At 53.4% G+C, this 14,669-nt stretch carries 14 protein-coding genes; all 14 read left to right on the top strand.

Going from position 1 to position 14,669, the window contains the following annotated elements; all coding sequences use genetic code 11:
* Positions 1–11 precede the first annotated feature (11 nt).
* The 14 genes from ACHHV8_RS17455 to ACHHV8_RS17390 all read left to right on the top strand — a co-directional run bounded on the left by ACHHV8_RS17455 (position 12) and on the right by ACHHV8_RS17390 (position 14,248).
* On the top strand, positions 12–254 hold the full coding sequence (locus ACHHV8_RS17455; RefSeq protein WP_395160053.1) for a hypothetical protein: 243 nt from the start codon (positions 12–14) through the stop codon (positions 252–254).
* Positions 255–670: 416 nt separating this feature from the next.
* Positions 671–2,962: a helix-turn-helix domain-containing protein gene (locus ACHHV8_RS17450; RefSeq protein ID WP_395160051.1), complete on the top strand. Its 2,292-nt coding sequence runs from the start codon at positions 671–673 to the stop codon at positions 2,960–2,962.
* 130 nt (positions 2,963–3,092) lie between these two features.
* Positions 3,093–4,067, top strand: a complete 975-nt coding sequence (locus ACHHV8_RS17445) for an ABC transporter permease (protein WP_395160049.1) — start codon at positions 3,093–3,095, stop codon at positions 4,065–4,067.
* 12 nt (positions 4,068–4,079) lie between these two features.
* On the top strand, positions 4,080–4,976 hold the full coding sequence (locus ACHHV8_RS17440) for a carbohydrate ABC transporter permease (RefSeq protein WP_395160047.1): 897 nt from the start codon (positions 4,080–4,082) through the stop codon (positions 4,974–4,976).
* Positions 4,977–5,042: 66 nt separating this feature from the next.
* On the top strand, positions 5,043–5,801 hold the full coding sequence (locus ACHHV8_RS17435; RefSeq protein WP_395160045.1) for an extracellular solute-binding protein: 759 nt from the start codon (positions 5,043–5,045) through the stop codon (positions 5,799–5,801).
* 34 nt (positions 5,802–5,835) lie between these two features.
* Positions 5,836–6,606 carry a type 2 periplasmic-binding domain-containing protein gene (locus ACHHV8_RS17430; protein ID WP_395160043.1) on the top strand — a complete coding sequence of 257 codons (771 nt, stop codon included), beginning with the start codon at positions 5,836–5,838 and terminating at the stop codon, positions 6,604–6,606.
* A 108-nt stretch (positions 6,607–6,714) separates the two neighbouring features.
* The gene (locus ACHHV8_RS17425; protein ID WP_395160041.1) at positions 6,715–7,020 is read left to right on the top strand and encodes a hypothetical protein; all 306 of its coding nucleotides are present in this window, start codon (positions 6,715–6,717) and stop codon (positions 7,018–7,020) included.
* A complete protein-coding gene (locus ACHHV8_RS17420) occupies positions 7,017–8,540 on the top strand; it encodes a hypothetical protein (protein ID WP_395160039.1) in 1,524 nt (507 codons plus the stop codon). The genes ACHHV8_RS17425 and ACHHV8_RS17420 overlap by 4 nt, the downstream gene beginning before the upstream one ends.
* A 24-nt stretch (positions 8,541–8,564) precedes the next feature.
* A complete protein-coding gene (locus ACHHV8_RS17415; RefSeq protein ID WP_395160037.1) occupies positions 8,565–9,677 on the top strand; it encodes an oligogalacturonate lyase family protein in 1,113 nt (370 codons plus the stop codon).
* Between the two features lie 544 nt (positions 9,678–10,221).
* Positions 10,222–10,884: an FAD-dependent monooxygenase family protein gene (locus ACHHV8_RS17410; RefSeq protein WP_395160035.1), complete on the top strand. Its 663-nt coding sequence runs from the start codon at positions 10,222–10,224 to the stop codon at positions 10,882–10,884.
* Positions 10,868–11,632: an FAD-dependent monooxygenase family protein gene (locus ACHHV8_RS17405; RefSeq protein WP_395160033.1), complete on the top strand. Its 765-nt coding sequence runs from the start codon at positions 10,868–10,870 to the stop codon at positions 11,630–11,632. Before ACHHV8_RS17410 ends, ACHHV8_RS17405 begins: the two co-directional genes overlap by 17 nt.
* Positions 11,633–11,759: 127 nt before the next feature.
* Complete coding sequence (locus ACHHV8_RS17400; protein WP_395160031.1) at positions 11,760–12,356, top strand: TetR/AcrR family transcriptional regulator; 597 nt, start codon at positions 11,760–11,762, stop codon at positions 12,354–12,356.
* A gap of 35 nt (positions 12,357–12,391) precedes the next feature.
* Positions 12,392–13,198 (top strand): AraC family transcriptional regulator, encoded by an 807-nt coding sequence (locus ACHHV8_RS17395; RefSeq protein ID WP_395160029.1) that lies wholly within the window; start codon positions 12,392–12,394, stop codon positions 13,196–13,198.
* Between the two features lie 84 nt (positions 13,199–13,282).
* Positions 13,283–14,248, top strand: coding sequence for a proline dehydrogenase family protein (locus ACHHV8_RS17390; RefSeq protein WP_395160027.1), 966 nt, complete (start codon positions 13,283–13,285; stop codon positions 14,246–14,248).
* The last annotated feature ends 421 nt before the right edge of the window (positions 14,249–14,669 follow it).

Here is a 14,669-nt window from a genome sequence, read left to right as displayed (position 1 = left end):
GAAGGGTTCCCGTGGTGACGAAGCAGCGTCTATCCGTACTGCAGCACTATGAAGAGCTGTGCTACAGCATCTGCATCTACTTGGTGAGATGCGACAAGCTTGCCGCGGAGGCGGCAAAAAATACGCTGCTCCAGCTGGCGGCATGCGACGCTTTTTTTGCTGCGGCGGATACCGAGCAGAAGCTTCTGCTGCGTAAGGAATCCATCAGATGCTCACTCGAAGCGCTGAAAGCGCGGATAAATACCGCAAGCTGATAACATGGCGACTGCGCTCAAGCGAAGAGGGTTCATAACAGTTGCACAATTAAAGTATGGCAGCTGCACAAGCAGATGTATTACGTTATACAGCCAAGGCATGACAACTGAGCTCAAGCTGGTGCATGACCGTTGCTAAGCAGAGGCACGACATTCTAATAATACGCAAGAGGAAAGCCCGGACGGACACGTTCGGGCTTTGTGCTGCTTTGCGGATTGTTTTGCTACAGCTGCCTTAACCTCGGTTGAGCCCCCCGTACGCTTGAACCTGGCTTCACGATTTTTTATGGAGCGTCGTCGAATCCCCGCTTCATGTGGTATGCTTGAACCATAAGGATGGAGAGTAAGATACTTCCATTTACTGTATGCGCTTACATATGGTTTTGCTTACCGATTTGTCGAAAGGGGAGATCCATTTGTTTCAAGGCAATATTACGGCCAGATTCAAAATCATTTACGGCATCGTGTTCCTGCTCATTATTTCTTCCACCGCCTGGCTGTCCTATCTCAGCTCCAAAGGGAGCCTCGAGGAGCAGCTGAGGGATACGAACATCGCGCTCCTTCATCTGAGCCAGCAAAAAATCGAGATGATGCTGCGCGAAATCGATACGAATACGATCAATTTTATCCAGGAGCCGGAGGTAGCCTTCTTTTTGAACGGGAGGTATACGAACGATGAGCTCAGATTCAGCCATTTTAACAGTCTTAACAGCAAATTCAAGACGCTGATGAACGCCAACGACAACATCTCGTCCTTCTACTTGTACTCGATACAGAATAAGAGTTTGCTGACGGACAGCACTTTTGCAGATGAGGCGGATTTCTACGATATGAGCTGGCTGCAGGCTTTTAACCAAATGCCGCGGTACCAGCAGTGGCTCGGCACCCGAAAGATTACGGAGATCAGCTCCGGCTTTCAGCTGGACAAAAATGTAATGACGCTCGTGCGGCAATTTCCGCTGATCAGCAATCCCCAATACCGCAAAGGGGCGATTATCGTCAATGTCGACGAGCGTACGGTAGCCAATCTGATCGAAGACGTTGATAAACAGCGCCCGGGACAGACCTTTGTCGTCAATCAGCAGGGCGTTATTATTTCATCCCAGAATAAGTCGCTGCTGCTGCAGCCCCTGAGCAGGATTGCGGCAATTCCGGAATTGAAGGAGCTGAACGGCAGCGGCTACGCGATCAGGGATACGCAGGACGGAAGCTATACGACCTTTTATGTGTCGAGCGCATACAACGGATGGAAATATATCAGTGTCGTGCCCAATCCGGAGATGAACCGTCCGCTCGAAATTATCCGCAACTTGCTCTACGCTATCGCAGCAGGCATGTTTATCGTTGCGGTCGTGCTGGTGTATGCGGTCAGCAGCTACACGTTTCGTCCGCTGGACCGGTTCTTCCGTTCGTTCGCCGAGAAAAAAATCGGCCGCCACGGGGACCTGACCTACTTGGAAAAGTTCTTCAAGCAAATGATGTCGGACAATGAAACGCTGCAGAAGCAGATGCACGAAAGCCTGCCTGCGTTAAAATGGCGTCTGATCATGAGTCTGCTGATGGCCGACAAGACGAATTACAGCCGGATGCGCAAATATTTCGATATGCTCGGTGTCGAATTTTTCGACGCGCGCTTTGTCGTGCTGGTGATCGAGCTGAACCGCAGGCAGGAGATCGCTTCGCCACGCGACGTTTATTTATTTACGTATGCGATCAGCAATGTGGCCGGCGAGTTGGTTGCCGGTGTATGCAAGGGCGTATCCGTAGAGGTGAACGACGGCGTCGTCGCGGTCATTATGAGCTTCGAGGAGGACGATCCGCAGGCGAATCAGCTGCAGGCGCTGCAGGTAGCCGATCTTGTGAAGGATTATGTGTCGGCGCATTTTAAACAGACCGTTACGATAGGCGTAGGCAGTCCGCAGCTAGAACTCGAAGGGATTCACCGCTCCTACCAGGAAGCGCTGAACGCTTTGAAATATAAGCTGATTATGGGCGATAATACCGTCATTTCCATCGACGATATCGCGGGCCATCCTAACGATAAATTTTACCGGATCTGGGCGATGGGAGATGCCGTGGTCGGAGCGATCCGCGAAACCGATGAGGCCAGGCTGGAGACGCAGCTTCAGAAGCTGTTCTATGAGATGGTAGCGAGCAATGTCCCGCCTGACATGATGAAGCAGATGTGCATCCAGCTCATTATGAATTCCATCAAGGCGATCTCGGATAAAGGACTGGATATCAAGCAGTTTCTCGACCCGAAGGAAAATATTTATCACGATATCGATACATGCGCCAACGTGGACGATATGAAGGGCTATATCTCGGCATTTCTAAGCCAGCTGATCGTACGCACGCAGGAGAAGCGGGAGAGCAGGAACGGCAGCGAGACGGTCAATCAAATCGTCGCCTACCTGGAGCAGCATTATATGGACAGCGACTTGTCGCTCAACCTGCTGGCTTCTCAATTTAAGCTGAGCGTACCTTATTTAAGCAAGCTGTTCAAGGAATCGACGGAAATGAATTTTATGGATTGTCTGATTCAAATCCGGATGGAGAAATCGAAGCAGCTGCTGCAGGATCCGAGTCTCAAAATCAATACCGTCGCCGAGCGCGTCGGCTATAACAATCCGCAGAGCTTTACCCGCATTTTCAAAAAGTACACCGGCCAGACGCCCGGAGAGTACCGGGAACAGCACAAACCTTAAAAACGGTGTAGGGTTAAAAAAAGCCGCAACTGTAAAAAAAGTGCACACCATAAAAAGTGAAGCTACCCAGAACGTCCGGATAGCGCTTACGATAGGGCTGTGACACAGTATACGGAGAGGAGGTGGAGCAATGAATACACCAACCGGCGAAGCAGCGGAACGGGCCGGCGTATCTTCAACCGCAGTACCTAAGCGGCAGCTGAAGGGCGCATGGAAACACATCAAGCGGGACAAATATTTATATTTGCTGCTCGTCCCGGTGATGGCTTATTACTTTATATTTAAGTATGCGCCGATGCTGGGCGAGATCATCGCCTTCAAGGATTACCGCTTTGCCGACGGCATCTGGGGGAGTAAATGGGCTGGATTCAAGCATTTCGAACGGCTGTTCACGAGTCCCGATTTCTTTAATGTATTGAAGAATACGCTGCTGCTGAACGTCTACGGCATCGTGTTCGCCTTTCCCGTCCCGATTGTTCTGGCGATTCTGCTCAATGAGGTCCGCATAGAATGGTATAAACGCACCATCCAGAATCTGCTGTACATCCCGCATTTTATTTCGTGGGTTGTGCTTGGGGGCATCGTGATCGCGTTGTTATCGCCATCGACGGGAATTGTCAATACCGTGATCAAGGCGTTCGGAATCGAGCCGGTTTACTTTATGGCAAGCAATTTCTGGTGGCCGGTCATGTTCATTTTATCCGGAATCTGGCAGAGCGCCGGCTGGGGCACCATTCTGTACTTGGCGGCCATGGCGGGCATCGACCCGCAGCTGTATGAGGCGGCCAAGATCGATGGCGCAAGCAAGCTTCGCCGCATCTGGCACATTACGCTGCCGGGAATTCGGAGCACGATCGCGATTTTGCTGATTCTGCGCGTAGGACAGATGATGGACGTCGGCTTCGAGCAAATTTTTATACTGCAGAATAAAGCGGTATACCAGGTTTCGAACGTTATCAGCACGTATGTGTACCATGTGGGGCTGGAAGGCTCGCAGTACAGCTATACGACGGCGCTGGGACTGTTTCAATCGATTATCGGTCTAATTCTGATCATCAGTGTGAACAAAATCATCAAAGCCATGGGCGAGAACGGGCTGTGGTAAGGAGGGGAAACGATGACCGGAGGTTCAACGGGAACCGTCAGGCTACTCTATGGGCTGCTGTATCTGTTTCTGGCATTTCTTGCCGTGCTGACGCTGTTTCCTTTTGTCAACGTGCTGGCCACGTCCCTGAGCGGCTCGCGGGCCATCAGCTCGGGGGAGGTCTTTCTGTGGCCGAAGGATGTGACTTTCGCTTCCTTTGACAATTTGATTCAGGACGGACAGCTGCTCGTTGCCATGAAAAATACGGTGCTCATCACCGTGGTAGGGACGGCCTTGAATATCTTCACGACGATTATTGCGGCGTATCCGTTAAGCCGAAAACGGCTGAAAGGACGCAACGTGCTGCTGATGCTGATTACTTTCACCATGCTGTTCGGGGGCGGGCTTATTCCCAATTATATTCTGATTAAAACGCTGGGAATTATGAACACCTACTGGGCTTTGTGGCTGCCGGCGCTCGTCAGCACATACAATTTTTTCGTGATGAAAACGTTTTTTGAAAATTTGCCTTCCGAGCTGGAAGAGTCTGCGGCCATCGACGGCGCGAACGATTTGGTTATCATTTGGAAAATCATCCTGCCCTTATCGCTTCCGATCATTGCGGCGCTTACTTTGTTCTATGCGGTCGGCTGGTGGAATTCGTATATGAATGTGCTGATGTATATTACAAGCTCGGGCAAGCAGTCTCTCATGGTGAAGCTCCTGCAGATGATTGACACGACAAGTCAAAGCCTGCTGAACGCGAACGCGACCAGCGGGGGAGAAGGCGCCACGATGCAGACACTGGTATCGCCGGAGGGGATTCGCGCTGCCGCCATTATTATTTCGGTAGCACCGATTCTGTGCGTGTATCCGTTCCTGCAAAAGTATTTCGTCAAAGGCGTGCTGATCGGATCGCTTAAAGGCTGATGCGAGCACAAGGCAAAGAGGTCATGCGGTTCGAGGTTACATTCCATCATACGGAGGGAAATGTCTATGAATAAACGGAAACAAATCGCCACATTGCTTGGGGTCACCTTGACAACGTCGATGATTGCGGCCTGCTCCTCCACCGGGGAGGAAGGGAAGGGAGATTCGCCTTCAAAGGAAAGCGCCTCCAAAGGCGAGGTCAGCATCACGATTCTGGATCGGGGGCAGGTTGCCAGCGATGAAGGAACATATGAAAGCAACCGGGTGACCAAATATATTAACGAGAAGTCCGGTCTGAACGTCAAGTGGGTTCCTATTCTCCGCACCCAATCGACCCAGAAGCTGAACACGCTGATTGCTGCGGGGGAAGCGCCGGATCTGATGTGGGAGTTCGGCCGGGACTATATGTCGACCTTGAAGGATCAAGGAGCGATACAGCCGATCGACGACTATATCGAGAAATATTCCACCTCGTACAAAGCGTATTTGAAGGAGCATCCGGAGCTGAAGCCTTATACGATGTTCGACGGCAAAACCTATATAGCTACGAGCGCCCGCGGAATCGATACGATCGCCAACCATGCGATGTGGATTCGTCAGGATTGGCTGGATAAGCTCGGACTGAAGATGCCGACCACCATGGATGAACTGCTGACGGTCATGCGGGCATTCAAAGAGAAGGACCCGGACGGCAACGGGAAAAACGATACGCTTGGCGCCGCCTTTAATTTTAACTATACGGGCATCATTCAGGCGCTGTATGCGGCTCACGGCGGCTTATGGTATCTGGAGAACGGGCAGATCGTCAAAGGCAATTTCACCTGACTGCTACGCGGATGTACTGGCGCTGCTGAAAACCATGTTCGACGAAGGCCTGGTCGATAAGGAATACATTACGGACAAAAACTTTCAAAAGGAGCGCCAGCTGCTCGTAACAGGCAAAGCGGGCGTCTACTTATCCAGCTGGAACATTCCGGCCGAATACCGGGAATTAAAGCAGAATGTGCCGGATGCCAAGCTCGTTCCGCTGGAGCCTGTCGCAACCAAGTACGGCAAGTTCGGCTTGTATCAGGAGCCGCCGGCCAACCGTCTTATTGTGTTCAACAAAGATATGAAGGATCCGAAGGCGGCCGTTCAGCTGCTGGACTGGATGATCGACAAGAACTGGTTTGACGTCCGCTTCGGTCAGGAGGGCGTTCATTATAAAATGGTGAACGGTGTTCCCCAGGCGATTGATGCGGAGAAGAATAAGAAGGAGATCATCTATGCGCCGGAATATGCCGTGCTCGATCAATACAGTCCGAAGCCGGAGGACTTTGTGATTATGGCGGCGCAGGACCCGATTTCCCAGGAATATGCGAAGGTGCAGGGAGAATCGCTCCAGGTAGCGATGAAGAACAAGTTCCGTCGCGATCTTCCGTTCAACCCGACCTTTCCCGAGCTGAGTGAAATTCAGACTTCGTTCGCTCCGCTTGCCGAGGAGATTGAAACGAAGGTCATTACCGGCGGAGCGCAATATACGCCGCAGTGGGGCCTGGAGCAGCTCCGTAAGGAATGGAAGCGTCTTGGCGGGGACAATGTGGATAAACAAGCGCAGGAATGGTATCAGAAAAATTTGAAATCCAATTAGCAGGAGCGGGGAGCATCCTGATCCCGTCCGTCCGAGCGTGCGAGGATCGGGATGCTTGTTTAATAAACTCGTCATCTAAACCAGGAAACGAATGGAGGAGTGTTGATCATGACATTAAATCATAAACAGTCGCTGCTGGGGGAGCTGGAGCGGTGGCATCCGGAGTACGATCCGGAAGCAAGGATGGTGCTTAAGCCGTTCAGCACGCCGGGCTACCATACGACGCTGAAGCAGGTCACGCATACGCATCCTACGCTTGCGGCGCTGGTATATGCGCTTGGATTGCTCGATAGCGAAGACACCGCTTATCTGCAGCGGGCCGAGGACATTCTGGATAAGGTTATCAGCCTGCAGGATCAGAACAAAGAGCATGCCACCTATGGGATATGGCCTGGTTTCTGGAGGAGCCTTTGACGCAAATGGCGCCGCCGGACTGGAACTGGGCGGATTTTTGCGGGAAAAGACTGGTGCTGGCGGAACAGCGGCATGGCGCACGCCTCTCTGCACCACTGCGGGAACGCGTCCGCGAGGCAGTGCACTGCGCGTGCGAGGCGATTATTAAGCGGGATGTCGGACCCGGCTACACGAACATCGCGATTATGGGAGCGTTCGTCACGCTGATCGCCGGGGAAGTGTACGGTGTGGAGCGCTTCGCTGCGTACGGGCTGGAACGGCTGCGCAAATTCGCCGCCTATACCCGCGAGCTGGGGACGTTCCAGGAATTTAACAGCCCGACGTATACTGTCGTTGCGGTTCAGGAGCTCTCAAGCATCCACACTTCGACGCAGCTGCCGGAAGCCAAGCAGCTCAGCGGGGAGATGCTGGACGTTGCGTGGCGCATGATTGCGGAGCATTACCATGTGCCTACGGGACAGTGGTCGGGCCCGCACAGCCGCAGCTACAGTACGGTGATGACGGATGCGGTCCGTTCCTTTTTACTAACGGCCGGCGTGCCGTCTCCGTCACCATCGCCGTCCAATCGAAACGATAAAGCTTTCACATATAATCTGGACTGGTACGGGAACGAGATCCGCTGCCCCGAACGGTATTTTCCGTATTTTCAGCTGGCCGAAACGAAGGAATATCGTCAGGTTATGCAAAAAAATGTGGAGGGCAGGCCCGTCAATACGGCAACGACGTATAAGGACGGCTTCGTCAGCTTAGGGACGTTCAGCAAGGACGTCATGTGGAACCAGCGCCGCAACCTGCTGGCCTACGTGCCGGCCGGCGACGGATTCAGCTATGTTCATCTCCGGTTTTTGCACGACGGCTACGATTATTCATCCGCTGTATTCACAAGCGTGCAGGAGCGCAGTGACGTGCTGCTTGGGATCGGCTTTTGCACGAACGGAGGGGACACGCATATCGGCCTCGATCCGATTGACGGCACGATTGAAGCCGCCGATCTTCGGCTTCGCTTCGAACTAGGCGGGCAGGTGGAAGGCATCAAGCCGCAAATCGGAAAGGAAGGAGAAGCTTCGGATGTATCCGTTTCTTTGGGGAATGGCGTGAATATGCAGGCGGATGTTGCTTTCGCCGCATTCGACGGGGAGACGCCGCATTGGAGCATCGTCCAGGATGGGGAGAAGCTCTGTCTCGACTATATTCTTTATGAAGGAGCGCGCAAAACATTCGATTTCCGCGCAATGGAGCAGGCGCTGCTCGTTCTTGCGTTCAGGCTGGCGGAGGGCACCTTGGACAGCGCTGGAAGCCTCCGCTTCATTAGCCGCAGGGGCGGCGGGAGGACAGGAAGCAGGCCGCGAAGCGGATACGGGTGCAGGAGCTTTGCCGGCGGATACAGGCACTGTGCCGGGCGAACGGCCGCAGGTGTATGCAGAGTACCGTACGCCGAACGGAACGGTGCTTGCGCTAACCTTACCGTTAAAGCCGATGGAAAAGCAGGAAATGCTGCGCTAGAGACAGCAGCGAAATAGAAATGAAAGCGGAGGGGAAGCGGCATGGCCAAGGGCGATATAGTCAGGAATACGTTTCATCCTTACACAGACCCTTATACAGGAAGGGCGGTAACGAGGTTAACGTCACCGGGAGAAGTGAATCACCATCCCTATTTTTATTACAAAATGGTAACCAATGACAACCGGTATCTCATCTACGCAAGCGACAGGGACGGGAACCGGAACCTGTACCGGATGGATTTGCGGGACGGCTCCGCTCTTCAGCTGACGGAAGGAGGGGGCGTGCATGATTTCAGCTGCTCGCTGACGAGCGATGACCGGCAGCTGATCTTTTGCCGGGACCGGCGGGTGATGCGGCTGGACATGGCTGATTTGTCCGAGGAGTGCTGCTACGAAACCCCGGAGGGCTGGCAGCCGAATGCCAATCCGGGGCTCAGCTCGGATGACCGCTATTTGGTGCTGGTGGAAATGAACGAGCGCGATGTGGTGCCGAGCCGTGGCGATTGGTCAGCCTTCGAGCCCCAATGGGCGAAGAAGCCGCACTGCCGCATCGTCTACGTCGATTTGGAGCGGAAATCGAGCCATATTGTGCACGAAGAGCCGCACTGCTGGCTCGGGCATCCGCAGCTTCGGCCGGGAGATCCTTCGACCGTGCTTTTTTGCCACGAAGGGCCGTGGAACCGGATTGATGCTAGATTGTGGCTGGTGCAAGCCGACGGCTCCGGACTCCGCTGCGCCAAAACGCAAACGCATGAAGAGCTGATTACGCACGAGTATTGGCTGGCTGACGGAGCAAGATTCGCTTTCGTGTACCGGAATCACGATCATGGAGTGAACGAGAGCATCCGGTTCATCGAGCCGGAGACGCTGACAGAGGAGATCTGGATGGACTGCTCGAAATACTGCCATTTTATTTCCAACCGCGAGAATACAAGGATCGTCGGTGACGGACAGCTGAAGGAACAGCATTTTATTTATCTGGTCGATGTCAACAACCGGACGGAAGAACGGCTGTGCTCTCATGGCACGACATGGGCCAGCTACGGAAATACGCAGGATGCGCACCCGCATCCGTCGTTTGCTCCCGACAGTTCCTTTGTTATTTTTACTTCCGACAAAGAAGGGACCCCCTGCATTTATCGCGTCGAATTGTAAGGCGGTGTGTGGGCTGGATTGAATAATGCCGTCAGCGCATGGCGGATAGTGGAAGCTTGTTGGGAGGATAGGCCGATGCGAGTGATGAGCGATATTCGGCGGTTATAATAGCCCAATCCGGCTGCAGCTCCGAATGCCTTTATGGAATCTGAAAGCAGGTCATGCGGTTGAACCGCTAAGGGCATGGAAATAGCATTGGAAAGAGCAGGAGAACGGGTGCATGCAGGATATGTCTGCTGGAATGATCCGGCTATCGGTATCGGTATCGGAATGGGCAGGGGCAAATGTCTCTTTCCATTCCTTTCCATGCCCAGTCTCAGAATAAAAAGGAAAATTAGACCAAAAAAGGGGTTGACGATTGAAAGGAAATCGTTTATCTTGGAATTGAACGAATGAGTCAATCAAAAAAACCAGTGAATGAAAGCAGTCTTATTCTTGCAGACCGGCTGTCCTTAGGGGAGTCGATCGTGACGATCATGACTGCAAAAAATTTTTGTCCCAATATTGACTGAATTGGTCAATCAAAAAAATGAGGAGTGATCTTATGTTGATCCCTAACGAAGGCAAGGCAATTATTATTGGCGGAAGTATCGCCGGTCTCATGACGGCAAAAGCTGTGTCGCAATTTTTCGAAGAAATTCTTATTATAGACAAAGACGAGTTCTCCGCTGCGCCCGAGAACCGGGCGGGTACCCCGCAGGCGTTTCACCCGCACCGTTTTACGCAGCGCGGCAAGCTGATCACGGAGAAGCTGTTCCCAGGCTATGAGGAAGATTTACTGGCTCAGGGAGCGCCCTCCTCCTTCAACAAAATCGTATTTAACATGAATGCTTATGGCAGCTTTGAGGGGAAATATCCGCGCCATGATATTAAATTCAGCAGAGCGGTGCTCGAATGGGTACTTCGTCAGAGGGTGATGGCCATGCCTCAGGTTCGTGTTCTGACGAAATGCGATGTCGTAGGACTGCTGGCTTCACCTGACGGTGCGGCAGTCAACGGAGTCCGGGTGCGGCGAACGCGAAGCGGGAAGGGAGGAGAGGACGCTTCACGCCGACTGGGTGTTCGACGCGAGCGGTCGGGGCTCGCGGCTGCCGGAGTGGCTGGAAGGTCTCGGTTACCCGGTTCCGAAGCCGGTTGTGCTGAAAAAATCGTTAGGTTACAGTACGCGGCGCTACCGGGTACCGGCGGACATGAGTCATATTCCTGAGCAATGGGATGTTGTCAATATCGCGGGGCAGCCGGTACAGGGAACCCTTACCGGCGTGTTCTCCTTTATTGAGCATAACGTTGCCGAGGTGCTGCTTTACCGGCCGGGCGGCCAGTATCCGCCGACGGACGAAGCTTCCTTCGAGCAGGCTGTAGCCGCGCTGCCGAGTCCGCTGATTGACGAGCTGACGCGGGAGCTTGAGCCGATCACCGCGCCGCGCGCATTTCGGGTGCCGGAATTATACCGCCGACACTATGAACGAATGGAGCGTTGGCCTGCCGGACTGCTCGTTCTCGGCGATGCCTTGTGCATCTATGATCCGATTTACGGTCAAGGGATGACGGTGGTCGCAATAGAAGCGGAGGTGCTGGAAGCGTGCTTCAAGAAGCGTAGCGAGGAATCCACAGACGGTTTTGAAAAGGAAGTGCTGAATCAGCTGCAGCGGGTGATCGAGCCTGCCTGGTGGTTAAACTGCGCGGAAGGCATGCAGTGGAACGGCGTATCCTATGAAGGAGCGGAGCCGTTAAAAGGCATCGCCTTTGGTTCGAAATATATGGATTTGTATTTGAAGCATGCGACGCAGCGGCAGGACCAGCAAGCTGTTCGGGCTTTATTGGGCGGTCAATACGTTAATGCTGTCGCCAGGGGAGATTTTGAATCCGGAGATGGTCCGTTTCGGTCCTCTCCGCTTCCGAGGAAGGGGAACAATGGCTTCGCGAGCTGGAGGAGCAGCACGGCGGATCTTTAGAGGCAGCCTTGGAGGAGATGCTGCCGGATTTTGCCGGTGCACCGCCCTTAAATCCCTTAAATCTTGTCCGTAGTCATGATATACTCATAAACGACGCCAAATGACAGGCCAAAGGAGTGAGAAATCCATGGCGCCTTTAAACGATGAGCAGCTGCACCAGATTCGGGATGAGCGCAGAGACCAGATTATGCAGGCAGCGCTGAAGGTGTTTGCACGGCGGGGGTGCCTCGGTACCAAGATGAGCATGATCGCCGCCGAGGCCGGCATCAGTCACGGGCTGCTGTACCATTACTTTAAGTCCAAAGACGAGCTGTTTATCACTCTTGTCCGGGATGCGATGACGGAAGCGGCATCGGAGATGAATCATATATATGAGCTCCCCGGATCGCCGATAGAGAAAATAAAAGCTTTGACGGAAAACATTCTGGATGAGAAAGGAGCGCCTTACTTTCTGCTGATCCACCAGACCCGTACGGCGGAAGGGGTTCCCGAGGAAGCCAGACAGCTGGTCGAGCATTATTCGATGGAGAGGTTCGTCGAACAGCTGCTTCCGCTGTTTACCGAAGGCCAGCAGCTGGGCGAGATTGCCGAAGGAGATGCAAGCCGCCTGATCGCATCGTATTTGTCCATCCTTTCCGGACTTATGGTATTGCATGCGCAGGAGGGTGGAGGCTACCGGATGCCGGAGACCGGTCTTCTGCTGCGGTTCGTACAGGGCAGGTAGCCCGTCGACAGATCCGTTCCAGGAAAGGTTGTGTAATGATGAAGGGGATCCGTTTTTATCGGGAAGCGTCGCTGCCGCATCTGGAGGCCAAATGGTGCAGCTTGCAGGACCTATGCTACAAGAAGCATTTTCACGAGGAGCTGTCCGTTGGTATCATTGACCGCGGCACAACGCGGGTCTGGTATGAGGGCAAGGAGCTTCAGGGCGATGAGGGCAGCGTAGTGTGCTTCCCTCTTTACATGCCGCACGCCTGCAATCCGGCCCCCGACTCAGGATGGACTTACAAAATGCTGTTTATCCATCCCGCCTGGATAAAGGCAGTGTTCCCTGACGGCCAGCCGGGAGAAGCTCCGTTTCTTATGGAGCATCGGCAGGCCCGGGGCATCGGAGAGGCTGTGAACCGGTGTGTCCGCGCCTTCGACGGGCTGCTTTCACCGATGGAAATCGAGGCCGGCTTTATAGAGCTGCTTCCAATGCTGGGCTGTGACAGCGGGGGGAAGGCAGAGCGCCGCGAGGCGGCCGAGCCGAAGCATGTGAAACGGATCAAAGAATATATTCATGAGCATTATCAAGCTAAGATCACGCTGTCCGATTTGGAAAACGCGACAGGCCTCAGCAAGTACCACCTCAGTCACTTATTCAAGAAGGGCAGCCACCTGCCTCCCCATGCTTACCAGAATCTGCTTCGAATCAATTATGTCAAAAAAGAGCTTTGCAAGCGCCGGCCGATCGCCGACATCGGCGCGGAAGCGGGGTTCTATGATCAGAGCCATCTGACCCGAACGTTTCTGCAAACCGTCGGCATCACCCCGCAGAAGTATGCGGCGGCAATGCAGGCTTAAATGCGGCTTGCAGCAATTTTGTACAATACGTGCCCGCTCCCTCCATTTTATAATGTTTCTCAGTAACCGGAGGGAGGAACACATATGAGAGATACGACGATTGAACAGCAGTTTGCCGAAGCGCTCAAATCCGCAGCTCGGCGCCAAGACGTCAAGCAGCATTTGAAGCAGTCTCCGTTGCTGTACGGTCTAGTAAGCCGGGCGGCCCGGCGTTTTGTCACAGGCGACGCGATGCAGGATGCGCTGGATGCAGCTGCCCGGCTGGAGAGCCGGGCGTACCTTGTCTCGCTTGAATTCATCGGCGAGAATGTAACGAGCTTGACCGAATGCAGGCAGGCCGTTCAGCAGTTCAGAGAACTGATAAGATCCGCAGGAGCCATGGGGCGGCCCGGCCGCATTTCGCTGGACTTGTCCCATATCGGGCTCTCGATCGATTCGGAGCTGGCTTCACAGCATCTCCAGGAGCTCGCTCAAGAGGCAGGCTTGAACGGGTGCACCTTGATGATCAGTATGGAAGAGTCGGCCAAGACCGATTCCATTCTGGCTCTATATAAGGAAGCGGCTAGCCGGTATCCCCAGATAGGTATTACCTTGCAGGCGCATCTCTATCGCACTCCCGGAGACTTGGAGGAGCTGCTCCCGCTCCAGGGCAGTCTGCGTATTGTGAAAGGCGCCTACCAGGAGCCTGCACTGCAGGCTATGCCCCGTTCCGATGCCTTGAACGAGCGGTTTGCCGCTCTGGTTCGCCGCTGTATTCAAGCGAAGCGGTTTGTATCTGCGGCTACGCATGACGAGCCTTTAATCGAAAAGCTCGTTCAGGAAGGGCTGCTGCACAGCGAGCACTCCGAGCTTGAAATGCTCTACGGCATTCGTCCCGAGCTTAGCGGGCGAATGAAGGAAGCGGGACTACGCGTACGCATTTATCTGACGTATGGGGAGGCATGGTATTTATATTTATGCCACTGCCTTGCGGAGCATCCGCCCAATATTTATACGGCCGTCGCCGATATGATCCGGGGAGGAAACGGTGCAGACGAGAACTATAAATAGAAAATGAATAGGAAAGCGTTCTTTCGGTCATTTCTCTCGTTTTTTCAGCGGTCTACCTCAGGGAGGAGGCCGCCGATTAGCGGGCCATACGGAGGATCCTAACTGCAGCGATGGTCCTAATTAGGGTCGATTTACGAGAAATTTGTCGCATTGTTTCTTAAATTGTCATAATTTTCTAACGAGAATAGGACTATTTTCCCAAACAACCATGTATAATGATGGAAAAAGCATCCATGGTAAACGGAGGCCGCTGAAAAAACAAGCGTAGAGTACGGAATCGTTCTGTAGAAGAGAAAGCGTTCGCCTTTGTCACCGGATTTCAATCGCTATAAGCGGTATATAATCAAAGAAATTCAGGGACAACAGCGATCGGAAGAATGTTCCGGACTCGCAGTGATGACTTTTTCAGCGGTCTCGGTAA

Origin of the sequence: Paenibacillus sp. TAB_01 (assembly GCF_043945595.1) — a bacterium.
Classification (GTDB): Bacteria; Bacillota; Bacilli; order Paenibacillales; family NBRC-103111; genus Paenibacillus_S.
This window is presented reverse-complemented; position numbering and strand designations above follow the sequence as displayed.

What these genes read in the sequence shown, in the direction of transcription:
- ACHHV8_RS17445 (WP_395160049.1), top strand. Translation starts at nt 3,093, where the DNA reads ATGAATACACCAACCGGCGAAGCAGCGGAACGGGCCGGCGTATCTTCA.
- ACHHV8_RS17440 (WP_395160047.1), top strand. Translation starts at nt 4,080, where the DNA reads ATGACCGGAGGTTCAACGGGAACCGTCAGGCTACTCTATGGGCTGCTG.
- ACHHV8_RS17435 (WP_395160045.1), top strand. Translation starts at nt 5,043, where the DNA reads ATGAATAAACGGAAACAAATCGCCACATTGCTTGGGGTCACCTTGACA.
- ACHHV8_RS17430 (WP_395160043.1), top strand. Translation starts at nt 5,836, where the DNA reads ATGTTCGACGAAGGCCTGGTCGATAAGGAATACATTACGGACAAAAAC.
- ACHHV8_RS17425 (WP_395160041.1), top strand. Translation starts at nt 6,715, where the DNA reads ATGACATTAAATCATAAACAGTCGCTGCTGGGGGAGCTGGAGCGGTGG.
- ACHHV8_RS17415 (WP_395160037.1), top strand. Translation starts at nt 8,565, where the DNA reads ATGGCCAAGGGCGATATAGTCAGGAATACGTTTCATCCTTACACAGAC.
- ACHHV8_RS17410 (WP_395160035.1), top strand. Translation starts at nt 10,222, where the DNA reads ATGTTGATCCCTAACGAAGGCAAGGCAATTATTATTGGCGGAAGTATC.
- ACHHV8_RS17405 (WP_395160033.1), top strand. Translation starts at nt 10,868, where the DNA reads ATGAGTCATATTCCTGAGCAATGGGATGTTGTCAATATCGCGGGGCAG.
- ACHHV8_RS17400 (WP_395160031.1), top strand. Translation starts at nt 11,760, where the DNA reads ATGGCGCCTTTAAACGATGAGCAGCTGCACCAGATTCGGGATGAGCGC.
- ACHHV8_RS17395 (WP_395160029.1), top strand. Translation starts at nt 12,392, where the DNA reads ATGATGAAGGGGATCCGTTTTTATCGGGAAGCGTCGCTGCCGCATCTG.
- ACHHV8_RS17390 (WP_395160027.1), top strand. Translation starts at nt 13,283, where the DNA reads ATGAGAGATACGACGATTGAACAGCAGTTTGCCGAAGCGCTCAAATCC.